The sequence below is a fragment of the Burkholderia sp. MSMB1589WGS genome (assembly GCF_001636105.1).
Classification (GTDB): Bacteria; Pseudomonadota; Gammaproteobacteria; order Burkholderiales; family Burkholderiaceae; genus Burkholderia; species Burkholderia humptydooensis.
The window spans coordinates 1,542,918-1,559,427 of record NZ_LNJT01000008.1; the positions used below are offsets into that span (position 1 = coordinate 1,542,918).

Here is a 16,510-nt window from a genome sequence, read left to right on the forward strand (position 1 = left end):
CCGTGATCTCGTGATCTCGAAGGAGCCGGATATCGGCGGTCCTTCATTTCATCAGACGAATATTCGCCGGACATGAAGCCGAGCCGTCGCCCGCGGATCGCGGCCCATGCCGCTTCGGTCCGGTCCGGTCCAATCCGGCTCGGCGCGTTGGCGAGTTTCGCGCGGCGCGCGGGCTCACGAATTCGCTGCCCATGCGTGCGGCCCGGCCATGTCCGGATTCCGGCGATACCGCCCGAGCCCGACGATGCCGACGAGCGACACGAACGACAGCAGTGAGAAGAACAGCGCGAGCGGCAGCCATTCGCCCCGATAGCGCTGCGCGATCATCGTGCCGACGAGCGGCGTGGTGCCGCCCGCGACGAGCGCGCATAGCTGGTAGGCGATCGAGATGCCCGAATAGCGGATGCGCGTCGGGAACGCGGACGTCATGAAGCCGGCAATCACCGCGTAGACGGCGGACAGCGTGACGACCGCGAACGCGATGCCCGCGACGATCGCGGCCGGATCGTGCGTGCGCACGAGGACGAACATCGGATACGGCGTCAGCATCGACAGCAGCGCCGCGCAGGTCAGGAAACGCGTTTCGCCGAAGCGTTGCGCGAGCAGCGCCGAGACGGGCTGCGACAGTAGCTGGATGATCGTGACGACGAACAGGCAATCGAGGATGAACGATTTCGACATCCCGAGATACGTCGTTACGTAGGAGATCATGAACGTGTTCGTGAAGAAGAAGCCGGCGGAGCCGATCGTCGTCGCGGCCGCGGCGAGCACGATCGGATACCACGCGGTGCGCAGCGCCTCGGCGACCGGAAACCGGGCGACCGCGTGGCTGTCGCGCACGCGCTCGAACTCCGGCGACTCGTTGACGCCGAGCCGGACTGCGACGCCGATCAGCAACAGCACGAAGCTTGCGAGAAACGGCAGGCGCCAGCCCCATGCGATGAAGCTGTCGTGATCGAGCGACGTGACGCAGCGGAATGCGAGCAGCGACAGGATCAGCCCGGCCGGGCTGCCCATCTGCGGAAACGATGCGAAGAATGTCCTGCGCGCGGCGCTCGCGTGCTCGCTCGCCATCAGCACGGCGCCGCCCCATTCGCCGCCGACGGCGATGCCCTGGAGGATGCGCAGCAGCACGAGCAGGAGGGGCGCCCAGACGCCGAGTGTCGCGTGGCCGGGCAACAGGCCGATGCCGGTCGTCGCGATGCCCATCAGGAACATCGTCAGGACGAGCATTTTCTTGCGGCCGATCCGGTCGCCGAGATGGCCGAACACGGCGCCGCTCAGCGGGCGCGCGACAAAGCCGACGAAGAATGTCGCGAACGATGCCATCGTGCTGACGGAATGGTCGCTGCTCGGGAAGAATACGTCGCCGAGCACGAGCGCGGCGGCGGTGGCGTACGTGTAGTAGTCGTAGAACTCGACGGTGGTGCCGATGAAGGCGGCTGTCGCGGCGCGCACGGGTTGGGGAGTGCGGGGAATGCGGGGCGTCGGGGTTGGCATGGGCGGGTCCTTTGGGTTCGGATGCTGCGTGATGCCGGGGCTTCGGGATTGCCGGGACGGGCGGGCGGCGGACGTGTGAAGCGGTTTGCCGTGTTGCCTTCGCCATGTCCGTCGCCGAATTGCTTTCGTTCAATTCCGTTTTCTAATTCGAAGCATGGGTGAGGCTTGTGTACTGCTTGCACGTCGATAATCGATCGCGCAGGACGGTACGAGGCGCAGCGGCGCGTCCACAGTCGTCATGGTATTCGAGCGGAAGCCTTGCGTTGCACGTATTTCGCGAATCGATGCGTTCGCCACATCGAACCGGTTACGACCGGTTGAATGCCGCATGCCGTAAGCGCCAAGACTGACCGAATCGCGTGGCGGATGGGTAGCGCCGGGCAATCAGGGGATGCTCATCGTGGACTGACCCGTTGCGAATATGCCTGCCGCTGTGGCACCGAGGAATGTCGAGGAACGATGCTCGCACCTGAAAAAAAGCGCTGACCCGTACATCGTCTCAGACTGCCACTCGATCAGCAACTCTCCCGCGCAGCCATTCTAGCGCGAGCAGCAGACACGTCGAGAACACGATGAGGATCGTCGCGAGCGCGGCGATCGTCGGGCTGATGTTCTCGCGAATGCCGGTGAACATCTGGCGCGGCAGCGTCGTCTGATCGGCGCCCGCGAGGAACAGCGTGACGACCACTTCGTCGAACGATGTCGCGAACGCGAACAGCGCGCCCGACATCACGCCCGGCGCGATCACGGGCAGCGTCACGCGAAAGAACGTCGTCACCGGATTCGCGCCGAGCGACAGGCTCGCGCGCACGAGATTCTGGTTGAAGCCCTGCAGCGTCGCGGCGACCGTCGTCACGACGAACGGCACGCCGAGCGCCGCGTGCGCGCAGATGAGCCCCGCGTACGTGTTCGCGAGGCCGAGCGGCGCGAAGAACAGATACATGCCGACGCCCACCACCACGACGGGCACGATCATCGGCGACAGCAGCACCGCCATCAGCAGCCCCTTGCCGCGAAAATCGGTCTTCGTGAGGCCGATCGCGGCAAGCGTGCCGAGCACGGTCGCGACGAGCGTCGCGGCCGGCGCGACGATGAAGCTGTTCTTCGCGGCCATCCGCCACTCGTCGGACGCGAGCAGGTTCTCGTACCAGCGCATCGAAAAGCCCGGAATCGGATAGACGAGGAACGTGCTCGACGAGAACGACAGCGGCACGATCGCGAGCACGGGCAGGATCAGGTACAGCAGCGTCAGCGCGACGAGGCCGCGCAGCGCGAAATACCATGCGCGCTCGATCCCCGACATGTGCGGCGCGAAAAGCGGCTTCGCCAGCAGTTTCATGTTCGTTTCCCCCTGTTGGTCCCGTCTTTGCTCAGCCGAGGCTCGGCTGCGAGCGCGTGAAGCGTCCGTAGATCGCGTACAGCACGAGCGTCGCGGCGAGCAGCAGGCCGCCGAGCGCGCACGCCATTCCCCAGTTGATCATCACGTTCGTGAAGTACGCGACGTAGTAGCTGACCATCTGATCGTTCGGACCGCCGAGCAATGCGGGCGTGATGTAGTAGCCGATCGCGAGGATGAACACGAGCAGCGCGCCCGCGCCGACGCCCGGATAGGTCTGCGGCACGTACACGCGCCAGAACGCCGCGAACGGATGGCTGCCGAGCGACACCGCCGCGCGCTGATAGCTCGGCGGAATCGACTTCATCACGCTGTAGAGCGGCAGGATCATGAACGGCAGCAGGATGTGCGTCATCGAGATGTACACGCCGACGCGATTGAACAGCAGCGCGAGCGGCTGCGAAATCAGGCCGACGTCGATCAGCGCGCGATTGACGAGCCCTTCGCTTTGCAGCAGCACGATCCACGCGGCGACGCGCACGAGCACCGACGTCCAGAACGGAATCAGCACGAGGATCATCGCGAGATTCGCGCGGCGCTCGGGCAGCGTCGAGATCCAGTACGCGAGCGGGTAGCCGAGCGCGAGCGCGAACAGCGTGACCGCGAAGCCGATCAGCAGCGTGCGGCCGAACACCGCGAGATAGATCGATTGATCGGGATCGGCGGGCACGATGCTGCCGAAACCGTCCTGCTTGTGATCGAGCGCCGCGAGCAGATAGAACGGCGAATAGCGGCCGCTGTTCTTCGCGATCGCCTGCCAGTACGCGGGGTCGCCCCAGCGCGCATCGAGCTCGAGCAGCTTCGCGCGCGTCTGCGCGGGCGCGAGCGGCGCGTTCGCGTCGCCCGTCAGCGGCATCGCGCGCGCGGTCTTCGCGACGAGCGACCGATAGCCGGGAATCTCGGTGTTCAGGCGCCGTGCGAGCGCGCCCATCGCCTCGCCGTCGGCGACCTGCGTGAGGTCGGCGGCGAGCGCCGCGTAAGCGGCATCGGCGGGCGGCGCCTTGCGGTCCCAGTTCGACAGCGCGGCGACGGTGCGCGGCAGCGCAGCCGCGATCTCGGGATTCTGCACGGCGCGCGTGAGCAGCGCGCCGATCGGCACCACGAACACGAGCAGCAGGAATATCGCGAGCGGCGCGACGAGCAGCAGCGCCATCGCACGCTTCCTGGCCTCGGCCGCCTTCAGTTCACGCTTGAGCGATGGAGTCGGCGGCGCCGACTGTGTAGCGATCGTCATCGTATTCAACGGTTGTCTCCAGCCGAAACGCCGTTCGGAGGAACGCCGCGCGCGCCGTCATGACGCGCGCGGCCGTTTGCTTCATCGGCTCATGCGGCCGTCACTTCGACGCCCAAGCGGCAAAGCGCTGCTCGAGCTCGTCGCCGTGATCGGTCCAGAACGTGATGTTCTGCAGCACCGCGTTCTTGCCGTTCGCCGCAGAATTGGGCAGATTGGCAAGGATCTTGGAATCGAGTGACTTGATCGCGGCGAGATTGACTGGGCCGTATGCGATGCGCCTTGCAAAATCCTTTTGAGGTCCCGGCGAGATCGTATATGAAATGAACTTCTCGGCGAGCGCCTTGTTCGGCGAGCCCTTCGGAATCGCCCAGTAGTCCAGATCGTAGATGCTGCCGTTCCACACCACCTTCAGGTTCTTGCCTTCGCGTTGCGCCGCATCAATTCGACCGTTGAACGCAGATGCCATGACAACGTCGCCCGCGACGAGGAATTGCGGCGGCTGCGCGCCTGCTTCCCACCACTGGATGTTCGGCTTCAGCTCGTCGAGCTTCTTGAACGCGCGATCCTGGCCCGCCTTCGTCGCGAGCACCTTGTAGACGTCCTTCGGCGCGACGCCGTCCGCCATCAGCGCGAACTCGAGATTCCCGCGAGCACCTTTACGCAGCGAACGCTTCCCTGGAAAGCGCCTTACGTCCCAGAAGTCGGCCCAGCCCGTTGGTGCAACTTTCAGCTTATCAGCGTCATATGCAAGCGCGGTGGACCAGACGAAGATCCCTACGCCGCAGGTTTGTGGAGCAACGGAAATCAAGTCACTCTTTTTCGCAATTTTGGACCAATCGAGTTTCTCGTATAGTCCTTCGTCGCAGCCTCGCCCCAGGTCTCCCGACTCGACGGCAACGACGTCCCAATCGACGTGCTTCGCTTCAACCATCGCCTTCACTTTGGCCTGCTCGCCATTGTATGCAATGGCTCTCACCTTGACGCCAGTTTCAACTTCGAAAGGCCGATTAAATGCCATTCCTTGAGCCGCTCCATTCGCTCCACCGAAATTCACAACGGTCAATCCCTCGGCCGTCGCGCCAGTCGACATTGATACGATGACACCCGCCACACCTGGGTTAATAAGGCAACGCTTAATAAAATGCATCATTGCAAGGCCCTCTCTTTGTAAAAATAATGTATTGATGGATATATCTAGACGAAATCAGCCGAATATCATGAAATGGCAAGGATCAAGGGCGATATGAATTTTCTTGCCGGGAAGCAACTCGTTCAGTGCGTGCGCGTTGAGTGGAATCTTCACAAACAAATCATCCAGGCCGGAATGAGAAAAATGCACTCTGATATGATCGCCAAAGTAAACGGAACGCCTGATCTTACCGCTGATGATGTTGCGTTCATTTTCGCGATACTCATCGACAAGCCACATCCGCTCCGGTCGAATAATTGCAGTCACGGTTTCACCTGCATGAATATTGCCAATTTTTACGCCGCGTACGCTGATACCATCTTTTAAACGCAATTCACAGAATCGGCCATCTGCTTCGACCACGGTTCCGGAAAATCTGTTGCTATCACCAACAAACGATGCGACAAGCGGATTACTCGGCGTTTCATACAGTCGCTCGACCGAATCAATTTGCTGCACGCTCCCGTTGTCAAAAACCGCAACGCGATCAGACATGGTCAATGCTTCACTCTGGTCATGTGTCACATATATGAATGTAACTCCAAGCTCAGCATGTAACGATTTCAGTTCATATTGCATTTGCTCACGCAATTGCTTGTCCAGGGCGCCTAGTGGTTCGTCCATCAGAACGAGCTTCGGCTCGAACACCAGCGCGCGGGCAAGCGCGATGCGTTGTTGTTGCCCGCCGGAGAGCTGTGACGGATAGCGCTTGGCAAGATGCTCCATGCGAACCATCCTTAAAGCGTCTTGCACGCGCTCTATACGACCGCGGATAGGCATTCGACGCGCTGCGAGCGGATAAGCGACGTTTTGCTCGACCGTCATATGCGGAAACAATGCATAGTCTTGGAACACCATGCCGATACCCCGCTTTTGCGGAGGTATCGTGTTGAGCAAGACGTCGTCAAGCCAGATTTCGCCGCTAGTAGGAAACTCGAATCCGGCGAGCATCATCAAGCAGGTCGTTTTGCCCGAACCAGACGGCCCAAGTAATGTCAAGAACTCCCCTCGGTAGACATCCAGGTCCAGGTGTTTGACAACGAGAGTTTTTCCGTCATAAGTTTTACGCACACATCGGAAATTTACGATTATATCTCTTTGGTTCATCGCGATTGTCAAAAGGATTAGGGCGATAAACTACGGTGCCGTCAATTAATGTGCAGCTCGATTTGTCGATATTCCGAAAACCATGCGTATGAGCGACTTCAGATTTGCATCAGGGCAAATGCCCGAATCGCTCCAATCTTGCCCACCGACGCATTCTGCGGTTGAGGGGCGATAACAGGCAACCCTACATAATGTTCGGAAATGATACCTGCCGTGGGCGCGAATTTGAAGCTCATGGAATGCAATATCCAACTATGTTATTATACCACTAAACATAAAACACCGCTTCTCAATCAACCTTGTTCCATGTTGACATCGCGATGCGATCTGTACCCGGCGAACCGTGGTTCCTTTGCGATCCAAATAATATTGAAAGAGTAGTCGACCTGTTCCTCATGGTGAGCAGTCATTGGCCGCCGTTTTGATGTGCCACATTTCCTGGAGGGGTGTTGTCCACCCGTGCATAAGTGCCGCGATCTGCCATCATCGCGACTCGGATGCACATGCCTCATATTGCCTGACTGTGTGTAAGGAAGCTGGAAAACTGATTGATAAATATTTTTTCACTTCTGTTCATGCGCTTTTTGCTGTTCCAGATGAAGTTTACTTCAATATCAATCTGTCCATTTTCAATAGGCAGTCGCCATAATAGACGATTTTCGACATCTTCTCGTGCAATATGATTGGGAAGAAGCCCGATACCGTATCCGGCAACAATGAGACGTCGGACTTCATTGATGCTTTCCGATCTGGCAACCACATCGCCGACGAGATCAAACTTATTTTTTGCGACCTGCAGCGGCCACGAATTTCGTCCGATCTTATCACCGGAAATCGCAGCCAGTCCTTCTCTTCGAATCTCGGTCACTGTGATTTCATTTATGCCGAACAGCCGGTGATTTCTGCCACAATAGAACGAGTACCTCTCTCTGCTCAGCGGAGCATATTCGACCGACAGCCTGGGCCCTCGATCAAACGTTAGCCCGCAAGTTGCGGTGCGCTGAGATACCGCAGTACTAATGTCATCTGATGGAAAGAGCTCGATGCTTACCATCGCATGCGGATACGCCTTTCGAAAATCGGCGAGGAAATTTTCGTATTTTGGAGCTATCAAATCGCCGATAGATAGAATTCTTACTACCCCTGAAACTGTCTCATTATTATGAGTGTCAAGGTCTGTTTCGATAAGCGACATCTGTTCATATATATCACTGGCGATATCATGAATTCGCTGGCCGGCGGGAGTCGGATTGAATTGCCCTCTCTGGCGATAAATAAGAGTATGACCGACAGTTTCTTCGAGGCGACGAAGCGAAGCACTAATTGCAGATTGCGTGAGATGCATGCGAATCGCCGCACGGCTAATGCTCCTCTCCTGCATAATAACTCTGTAGGTCCGCAAGAGATTCCAATCAATGCGATCCATGATGAAACGATCGGTAATGGGCATCCCAGCCTCGTGTAAACGCCAGTATCGCTTTGTTCACTAGCATTCTGCGTTCAAGTTGTGGACGGATGGGCTTGTGCTTTCTCGTGCGATACAAACTCTAGACCAGCTCCTGTGATATCGTTCGCAGGAGCACTGAATAAAAAAGAGCCGTACATATTAATGCACGGCAAGTCCGCCTACATCCGAGGGCCACATCTACGGCAGGCGGAGCGCCAGAGTGGGGCCAGCGCTAAACAGTGAGAGTGGACGGTTATCGTCAGCATCTCGGAAAAAAAATAGTTCATCTCTATTGCTCGCATTTGTAAGAGATACCCATCTATTATTTATCGATGGGAAATTGTCAGCCAGTTAGTTGACTCCTTCCACGGTTTTGTGCATGGTTCCCGGTATAGTGCTGGCCTTGATAATTTCGTCTTCCTCTCGACGCGTTGGCCTTTTGGAGCATACTAGCTACGACTGGCTATACGATATATAGCCATAATCGCTCACTTTATAAGGCCGCTTTCGATGAAGGAAGTGTTGCTGTCTGATCTGTTGGCACAAACACTGTCGAGGAAATCTGACCGGTCACTGCAAAGCCAGATATACGAGACAATCCGCCGAGGCATTCTGGATCAACTGCTGATCGCAGGACAGAAATTGCCGGCCACCCGAGTTCTGGCAACTGAACTTGGAGTTTCCCGGCTTACTGTATCGCTGGTATACGAACGGCTAGCGGCTGAAAGCTATTTGGTCACGGTAAGCGGGAGCGGAACCTTCGTGGCGGATATCGGGATCCGGCCCCGTGTGGCGCCCGAACAACTTGCGCCTTCCGCGTCCGCGTCAACGCTATCGCGCCGCGGCGACATTCTTGGGAGGGGGCGAGGTGGAATCGGGCAGCACGGTGGTGCGTTCGTGCCTGGCGTAGCCGATGCCGCGTGGTTTCCATTCCACATTTGGCGACGCCTTGTGACGCGCTATCTCGATAAATCGGATTTATCGCTTGCCGGTTATTCGAAAGATGGTGCTGGCTTCTTCCCATTACGAGAGGCGATCGCCAACTATCTCAGAATTTCGAGATCTGTCGTCTGTTCCACTGAGCAAGTCATCATCACTTCAGGAACGCATCAGTCGATCGATCTCTGTGCACGAATGGTAGCGGATATTGGCGACGCCGCGGTCGTGGAAAATCCCTGTCATTGGGCATTCCCCTCTGTTTTATCCTCCGCAGGCTTACGCATTGGCGCTGGTAAATTGGATGATGCAGGACTGGATCCGGGGGCGAGTCGCCTTCCAAGGCACTTGCGCTTGGTGGTAACGAGCCCGTCCCACCAGTATCCAACGGGACTGGTAATGCCGCTCGTGCGGCGCCTCGAGTTATTGCGATGGGCCAGCCGGCGCGGTGTTTGGATAATCGAGGATGACTACGATAGCGAGTTTCGTTACGACGGCATGCCAATTCCCTCGTTACAGGGACTGGATGATAAAGGCCGTGTAATCTACATGGGGACGTTCAGCAAAGCGACGTTTCCAGGGATGCGGATGGGGTATCTGGTGGTGCCCCCACATATCGCGAGCGCTTTTTCCAACGCGTGCGCGGAAATTTACCGTCCCGGGCTGCTACATCAGCAAGCCGCGCTCGCCGACTTCATTGCTGACGGTCACTTGGCGCATCACATCCGCCGCATGCGCGAGGAGTATGCCCGTCGTCAATTGCTACTCAGGGACGCGCTCAACCGAGAAATCGGTGGGGCGGTTGAGTTGTCGCAAGCGAAGGCGGGGCTTCATGTCTTTGCAAGGCTGACCGAGCAGATCTCGCCCAGACGATTGGCTAGCACGGCGTTGTCGGAGGGGATCGTGGTCGGTTTGCCGCATTTCGTTGCCATTCCGGAGGATGCCCAGACGCCAGCGGTTGTGCTCGGCTATGGCGGTGTGTCGCTCGAACACATTGAGCACGGAGTCAAACGTCTCGCGCGGGCATTCGAGCGAGCGCGCGTACCCGAATGAGATCGAGAGGCAAGGGCACGCGAGCGATCCGCCTATGATCGCCAACCGCCGATGTGCGCTCGTCCATCAGGTTCAACCCAGCGTTCGTAACGCCTCGTCGGCCGTTTCCAACAGGTGGTCTGCGTTGTCTTGGCTAAAGCATAGCGGAGGACGCACTTTGAGCACGTTTCCGTACACGCCCGTTGCGCTGATCAATACGTGCCTCTCGCGCATGGCGTTGACGATGCGAACGGCGAGATCGGCTTTGGGCACACGATCGCAACGAGTGTTGACGATTTCGACGCCTAGGAACAACCCGTCGCCGCGCACGTCGCCGATATGATCGTACCGGCTAGCGAGCCGCCGTAATCCTGCCTGGAGATAGGAGCCAATCCGCGCCGCGTTTGCCTGTAGCGCCTCGCGTTCAATGACGTCGAGCGTCGCAGCCGCGGCAGCGCACGACACCGGGTTGCCACCGAATGTATTGAAATAGCGTGACTCCCGACCGAATTCCTTAAGCAATTCGAATCGTGCCGCGAGGCCGGCGATGGGGTGGCCGTTGCCCATCGGCTTCCCCATCGTCACGAGATCAGGCACGACACCATGTCGTCGGAACCCCCACATCTGCGAACCGGTGCGCGCGAATCCTGCCTGCACCTCGTCTGCGATGAAGATTCCCCCGGCCTCGCGAATGGCTGCGACTGCTGGTGCGAGAAATCCAGCGGGCGCGGTAAATACGCCGTCGCTCGAAAATACGGTATCTACGAGCAATGCTGCTGGACGGACGCCGTGGCGAGCAAGATCTTCAATGGCGCCCCGTATGGCAGCCGCGAATTTTTCCGCTACGTGCGCGGGGTCTTGCCGATAGCCGTCTGGTGGTTCGACCGTCCGGACATCGGGACCAAGCGGCACGTCGGCGCCCAACGACGGCGAAACGGCAGCCACCGATGATGTGACTCCGTGGTATGCCAACTTGGTTACGATGACCCCCGTACTACGGGTGTAGCGGCGGGCGATCCGTAGCGCCAGGTCGTTCGCTTCACTACCGCTACAGGTAAAGATCATCTGGGACAACTCGCTCGGAAATGTGGCGAGTAGCCGTTCCGCATAGTCCACGATCCCTTCGTGCACGTAGCGAGTATGCGTGTTGAGGGTAGCCGCTTGCCGTGCAATCGCCGCGACCACATGCGGGTGGCAGTGACCAACCGACGCGACGTTGTTGTAGGCGTCCAGATACCGTGTTCCATCATGGCTATAGAGCCAAACCCCGTCGCCCCGCACTATGTGAAGAGGTTGGTCATAAAAGAGTCGGTACGTCGGTCCGAGAACACGAAGCCGACGGTCGATAAGATCACGATGACCAACCGGTGCGCCATCGAGCGAGGTCTGGTCGGTTGCGGCAAGCGCGGATTTGTCGGCATTCAAGGGGAGTTATCCTTAGCGATGGAGCGATTTTCGCAGGCACTATGAAACGTATCTTTTGCGCGCGACTCGTCGAGCGTAGCCAGGTTTTGCAGTCCGTTCCACGACAAGGCGTTATTTCGAAGGATATACGCAGCATTTTCGGGATATCGTGTGGCCCTCCAACCTGTTATCGCGACGGTAACGAGCAGGCGCGCGGCGATGAGGGCCGGTAGAAGCTCGATTTCGCCGGCAGTAAGGGGGGAAATTCCATGGTAGGCGGCGACGCATTGCGCTGCAGTCGTCAAAGGGTTGCCGGCCTCCGAGAGCTGATATGCGCATGCAACGGCGAGATCTTGAACGAGCGGTGCTTCCACCATATCACCGAAGTCGAAGATCCCGGTCACGCGATCATGTTGGTGAGGATGGACCATCACGTTATGCGCATTGAAGTCGTTGTGAATCACTTGCCTTCGTAATGACGGAAGACGTGGCAGCACATCGACTTCAAATCGATCCATATAGCGAGCAGCGAGCTTGCGCTTTGCGTCGTCCCCGATAAATGGCAATAGCCCGCGCAGTCGATGCGTGTGTTGCAAATCCCAGAGCAGCACGTGTTCCGCCTGCGGATGGGTAAAGTCACGCAGCGCAAGATCAAGGCGCGCGAGTGCAATGCCGAGGGCGCGACGCAGGCATGGCGTGCGTGCGACGTTACACATCAGTGTGCCTGGAAGCCGCGTGAATAGCCGGATCGCTCGACGTTCCGACGCTGCCGTAACGTGCCAATGAACGACCTCTCCGTTCAGTGCGGGAACCAGTCTGGCTACCGGAAGAGACGGTGCGACCTGCTTAATATGGAGTTGTGCACGCGTCTGAAAGTCGGTGACGCCGGGTGTTTCCGCCGGATGCGTAGCCTTCAATACATAAGTACTACCGTCTTCGAGCTGGAGTAGGAAGTTCTGGTCGCGCTCCCCGCTCAATGGAGTCGCCTCGGCCTGCAGACCATAAACGGCGCGCGCGATCGTGCTGGCGTCGTCGACGGTTAGCGGCGTTGCATGATGAGTCAGCGTTTCATTGAGGTCCACAGTCATACGGTAGAGAGGCGACGATCGGATTCTCCGAGGGTGAATTGCATGTCGTTGCGTGCTTTCACAATATGAAATGTGGCGGCTATCATTGAGATTGATGACGCGTTGCAATATTAGTTGTTTGACTGACGGGAAGCCGAAGGGAAAAATAGCCGCAAAAAAGATGGTTCGCTTGAGGAATTTAAAAACATCCCAAACGGGACTGGCCGGTACATGATGCCTTCATATCAACATTCAAACTCGACAAGACGATCTCCATGTTGTGGGCGAATTGCTTCAAGTGGGCGGATTTACCGGTATCGATGGAATGTATGGTGAAACACTGAGAATAGGCATGTCGCTAAACACTCTAACATATTGTAATTTCACGTATATACTATCGATCTTTTTGTTAACATAAAAATTATCAATGAAGTTTGTTCGTAACGATTCCTGCTGTGTTCGTTTGCTTGTGGCGATTCTTGTGGATATTGTTGGGCGGGTTTTTATGGTGGTGAATGGCATACAATTTTCAAATTCGCCTTCATAAATTTGATTTGGCATCGCCTCTTTCTGGATCACCTTAATGGCCGACGAGGTTGTCGCGCTGTGGCCCACCATACGGGAAATATAAATCGAACGACAATGTCTAGTGGAGAAATCGGAGGCAGATATGTACCTGATTATTTCTGGGCTGCCGCACACTGAGCAGTTCGACTGATAGTTTCAGTATTGTGATATCGATTGAATCGTAAATTATTATTTGATCAACGCCTGCTCGTTTTTCATTCTGCCTCCGAGCAGGCGGTTTCGCGATCGCAATATCCTGCGATCGCCTTTTTATTTCGTGGTCCTTGAAAGGTATTGCTCAGTGATGAGCCGGCTTTTTAAGGGGGCAAAATTTGAGAGGGGCATGGTGTCAACATACGATGAGCTGAAGGCACGACTGGATGAGCTTAATAAGGAGGCTGAAGCTGCGCGCCAACGAGAAATAGCTGGATCTCTATCAAAGATTCGCGAAGCCATTCTGAAATATGAAATTCGTCCTGAGCAGATCTTTCCGAGTTGGACGCGCCTGCGCTCACCTGACAAGCGGCGTAATCCGCTTCCTCCAAAATATCGAAACCCGATGACAGGGGAGACGTGGAACGGTCGAGGCCGAGCGCCGAAATGGATGTCTGGCATGCCGCGCGACGAATTCCTTATCGACCTGCCTACGTAATCAGCAATCGAGCGCCGCGGCGATATTTGCGCCCTGTACTGGTTTCAATGGTCATATTTGAACGACACGCTACGCAGTTTCGCGTCGCGGGCATCGAGCCCGAGCGGACGAAGATCGTCGTGAGCAAGAGCTCGGTGCATTTTCGTGCGGACTTCGAAGCGATCGCTGGCGCGATCCTCATCGCGAAATCGCCGGGGCCGATGGCCGCCGATCCCGCGGATCTCGCGTGGGCGCGCCTCGATCCCGACATCCGCGTTCGGCCGAACGGACCGACCTTCGGGTCGATTCGCGCGGCGATGCGTCAGCCCCGTTAGTCCGTTTCAATTCCCATTCGATGGCAAGCCGCCGGCGTGACCGATGTCCGCCGGCCGGTCCGGCTCGTGCCTGCTTTTTGCCGATGCGATGCGGCCATGCGTCGGCTCGCGAATCGATCGTCGACCGGGGCGAGGCGCCGCATCCGGCCCGTCATCGACGGCGCAGCGCTTTCTGACAATCCTGAAGGAGGGCTCATCATGTCGCATCTCATCAATGCCCGGCGCCACCGGCTGATCGGCACCACGCTGGCGGGCATCGGCCTGATGGATCTCGGTCTGGGCGGATTCGCTCACACTCGGTCCGGGTCCGCGCCGCGCCCGGCGAGCGCGGCGGGCGTGGCGCGCACGTGGTTTTCTTTCTCGCCGTTCGGTTCTATATTCCGAGGGATTGAACGGCGCTCACCTCTCGCAAACCCCTACGCAATGCCACGTAGCCGCTGTACGTAGTTATGCGCTTGTTGGGTTTGCGTCGAAGGCGAACAATAAGGCCCCATCGCTACGTCCCGACGGAGCGTGACGCTTGCCGTCGTTGCGCGCGGCCGCCCGCCGCGCATATTTCCAAAAAAATAGACAGGAGACGCCATGAATCGGGCTTCCGGTTATTTGATCTGGATCGCCGTCGCGCTGCTCGGCGCATTCGCGTTCGGCACGATCGCGCTCGCGCACGGCGAGCGGGTCAGCGCGCTATGGATCGTGATCGCCGCCGTTTGCGTGTATTTGATTGCGTACCGCTTCTACAGCCGCTTCATCGCGAGCAAGGTCGTGCAGCTCGACGGCCTGCGGATGACGCCCGCCGTCAAGTACAACGACGGTCTCGATTACGTGCCGACCAACAAGTACGTGCTGTTCGGCCATCACTTCGCCGCGATCGCCGGCGCGGGGCCGCTCGTCGGCCCGGTGCTCGCCGCGCAGATGGGCTACACGCCCGGGATGCTGTGGATTCTCGCGGGCGTCGTGTTCGCGGGCGCGGTGCAGGACTTCATCGTGCTGTTCATCTCGACGCGCCGCGACGGCCGCTCGCTCGGCGATCTCGTCAAGATGGAGCTCGGTACGGTGCCCGGCGTGATCGCGCTGTTCGGCGCGTTCCTGATCATGGTGATCATTCTCGCGGTGCTCGCGCTGATCGTCGTGAAGGCGCTGACGAACTCGCCGTGGGGCACGTTCACCGTTGCCGCGACGATTCCGATCGCGCTCCTGATGGGCATCTACACGCGCTACATCCGGCCGGGCCGGATCGGCGAAGTGTCGATCATCGGCTTCGTGCTGCTGATGGCGTCGATCGCGTACGGCCAGCACGTGCACGATTCGCCGACGCTCGCCGCGTGGTTCACGTTCAGCGGCACGCAGCTCACGTGGATCCTGATCGGCTACGGCTTCGTCGCGTCGGTGCTGCCGGTGTGGCTGCTGCTCGCGCCGCGCGACTACCTGTCGACGTTCCTGAAGATCGGCACGATCGTCGGGCTCGCGATCGGCATCCTGATCGTCGCGCCGGAGCTGAAGATGCCGGCGCTCACGAAGTTCATCGACGGCACGGGCCCGGTCTGGTCGGGCAACCTGTTTCCGTTCCTGTTCATCACGATCGCGTGCGGCGCGGTGTCGGGCTTCCATTCGCTGATCTCGTCGGGCACGACGCCGAAGCTGCTCGACAACGAGACCAACGCGCGCTTCATCGGCTACGGCGCAATGCTGATGGAATCGTTCGTCGCGATCATGGCGCTTGTCGCCGCGTGCGTGATCGAGCCGGGCGTCTATTTCGCGATGAACGCGCCGGCCGCCGTGCTCGGCACGACGCCGGAAGCGGTCGCGAACACCGTCACGCAGTGGGGCTTCATGCTGACGCCCGACATGCTCACGCAGACGGCCAAGGCGGTCGGCGAGACGACGATCATCGCGCGCGCCGGCGGCGCGCCGACGCTCGCGGTCGGCATGGCGCAGATTCTGCACCAGGTGATCGGCGGCGAGGCGATGATGGCGTTCTGGTATCACTTCGCGATCCTGTTCGAGGCGCTGTTCATCCTGACGGCCGTCGACGCGGGCACGCGCGCGGGCCGCTTCATGCTGCAGGACCTGCTCGGCACGTTTCACCCGGCGCTCAAGCGCACCGAATCGCTGCCGGCGAACCTGATCGCCACCGCGCTGTGCGTGGCCGCGTGGGGCTACTTCCTGTATCAGGGCGTGGTCGATCCGCTCGGCGGCATCAACACGCTGTGGCCGCTGTTCGGCATCTCGAACCAGATGCTCGCGGCGATCGCGCTGGTGCTCGGCACCGTCGTGCTGTTCAAGATGAAGCGCGAGCGTTATGCATGGGTGACGATCGTGCCGACTGCGTGGCTGCTGATCTGCACGCTGACGGCCGGCTGGCAGAAGGTGTTCGATGCGAATCCGAAGGTCAGCTTCCTCGCGCACGCGGCGAAGCTGCAGGCGGCGGCCGCCGACGGCAAGGTGCTTGCGCCCGCGAAGTCGCTCGCGCAGATGCAGCGGATCATCTTCAACGACTACGTGGACGCGGCGCTGTCGGCGCTGTTCATTCTGGTCGTCGCGAGCATTGCGGTGTACGGCGTGATCGCGGTCGTGCGCGCGCGGCGCGCCGTGCAGCCGACGTCGCGCGAGACGCCGTACGAGGCGATGCCGGCCGCGCAGGCGCTCGGCAGCGGACGCTAGAGGA

General features: G+C 59.0%; 12 protein-coding genes and 2 pseudogenes. 5 read left to right on the plus strand and 9 right to left on the minus strand.

Annotated features, from left to right (window positions below; genetic code table 11):
• Positions 1-174: 174 nt before the first annotated feature.
• The 7 genes from WT16_RS24520 to WT16_RS32640 form a co-directional block, all read right to left on the minus strand.
• On the minus strand, positions 175-1,500 hold the full coding sequence (locus WT16_RS24520) for an MFS transporter (protein ID WP_043283387.1): 1,326 nt from the start codon (positions 1,498-1,500) through the stop codon (positions 175-177).
• 499 nt (positions 1,501-1,999) lie between these two features.
• The gene (locus WT16_RS24525; RefSeq protein WP_063534425.1) at positions 2,000-2,839 is read right to left on the minus strand and encodes an ABC transporter permease; all 840 of its coding nucleotides are present in this window, start codon (positions 2,837-2,839) and stop codon (positions 2,000-2,002) included.
• Between the two features lie 31 nt (positions 2,840-2,870).
• Positions 2,871-4,130, minus strand: a complete 1,260-nt coding sequence (locus tag WT16_RS24530) for an ABC transporter permease (RefSeq protein ID WP_063534426.1) — start codon at positions 4,128-4,130, stop codon at positions 2,871-2,873.
• A gap of 100 nt (positions 4,131-4,230) precedes the next feature.
• Complete coding sequence (locus WT16_RS24535; protein ID WP_231892138.1) at positions 4,231-5,220, minus strand: ABC transporter substrate-binding protein; 990 nt, start codon at positions 5,218-5,220, stop codon at positions 4,231-4,233.
• Between the two features lie 114 nt (positions 5,221-5,334).
• Complete coding sequence (locus tag WT16_RS24540) at positions 5,335-6,426, minus strand: ABC transporter ATP-binding protein (protein ID WP_063534427.1); 1,092 nt, start codon at positions 6,424-6,426, stop codon at positions 5,335-5,337.
• A gap of 98 nt (positions 6,427-6,524) precedes the next feature.
• On the minus strand, positions 6,525-6,662 hold the full coding sequence (locus tag WT16_RS33935) for a hypothetical protein (RefSeq protein ID WP_156521489.1): 138 nt from the start codon (positions 6,660-6,662) through the stop codon (positions 6,525-6,527).
• Between the two features lie 272 nt (positions 6,663-6,934).
• Positions 6,935-7,876, minus strand: a complete 942-nt coding sequence (locus WT16_RS32640; RefSeq protein WP_082874984.1) for a LysR family transcriptional regulator — start codon at positions 7,874-7,876, stop codon at positions 6,935-6,937.
• Positions 7,877-8,383: 507 nt separating this feature from the next.
• Here WT16_RS32640 and WT16_RS24545 point away from each other — a divergent pair.
• A complete protein-coding gene (locus WT16_RS24545) occupies positions 8,384-9,862 on the plus strand; it encodes a PLP-dependent aminotransferase family protein (protein ID WP_063534428.1) in 1,479 nt (492 codons plus the stop codon).
• Positions 9,863-9,934: 72 nt separating this feature from the next.
• Here the strand turns inward: WT16_RS24545 and WT16_RS24550 are convergent, their stop codons facing one another.
• Both WT16_RS24550 and WT16_RS32645 read right to left on the minus strand, forming a co-directional pair.
• Positions 9,935-11,188, minus strand: a complete 1,254-nt coding sequence (locus WT16_RS24550) for an aspartate aminotransferase family protein (protein WP_197486529.1) — start codon at positions 11,186-11,188, stop codon at positions 9,935-9,937.
• 74 nt (positions 11,189-11,262) lie between these two features.
• Positions 11,263-12,333 (minus strand): phosphotransferase, encoded by a 1,071-nt coding sequence (locus WT16_RS32645; RefSeq protein WP_082874985.1) that lies wholly within the window; start codon positions 12,331-12,333, stop codon positions 11,263-11,265.
• Positions 12,334-13,225: 892 nt separating this feature from the next.
• Between WT16_RS32645 and WT16_RS32650 the strand changes: the two genes are divergently transcribed.
• The 4 genes and pseudogenes from WT16_RS32650 (at position 13,226) to WT16_RS24565 (ending at position 16,506) form a co-directional block, all read left to right on the plus strand.
• Positions 13,226-13,531: an H-NS histone family protein gene (locus tag WT16_RS32650; RefSeq protein WP_082875083.1), complete on the plus strand. Its 306-nt coding sequence runs from the start codon at positions 13,226-13,228 to the stop codon at positions 13,529-13,531.
• A gap of 53 nt (positions 13,532-13,584) precedes the next feature.
• A pseudogene (locus tag WT16_RS24560) lies at positions 13,585-13,845 on the plus strand (MlrC C-terminal domain-containing protein); the annotation flags it as partial.
• A gap of 198 nt (positions 13,846-14,043) precedes the next feature.
• A pseudogene (locus WT16_RS35455) lies at positions 14,044-14,187 on the plus strand (alpha/beta hydrolase); the annotation flags it as partial.
• A 240-nt stretch (positions 14,188-14,427) separates the two neighbouring features.
• Complete coding sequence (locus tag WT16_RS24565; protein ID WP_063534432.1) at positions 14,428-16,506, plus strand: carbon starvation CstA family protein; 2,079 nt, start codon at positions 14,428-14,430, stop codon at positions 16,504-16,506.
• Positions 16,507-16,510: the final 4 nt, after the last annotated feature.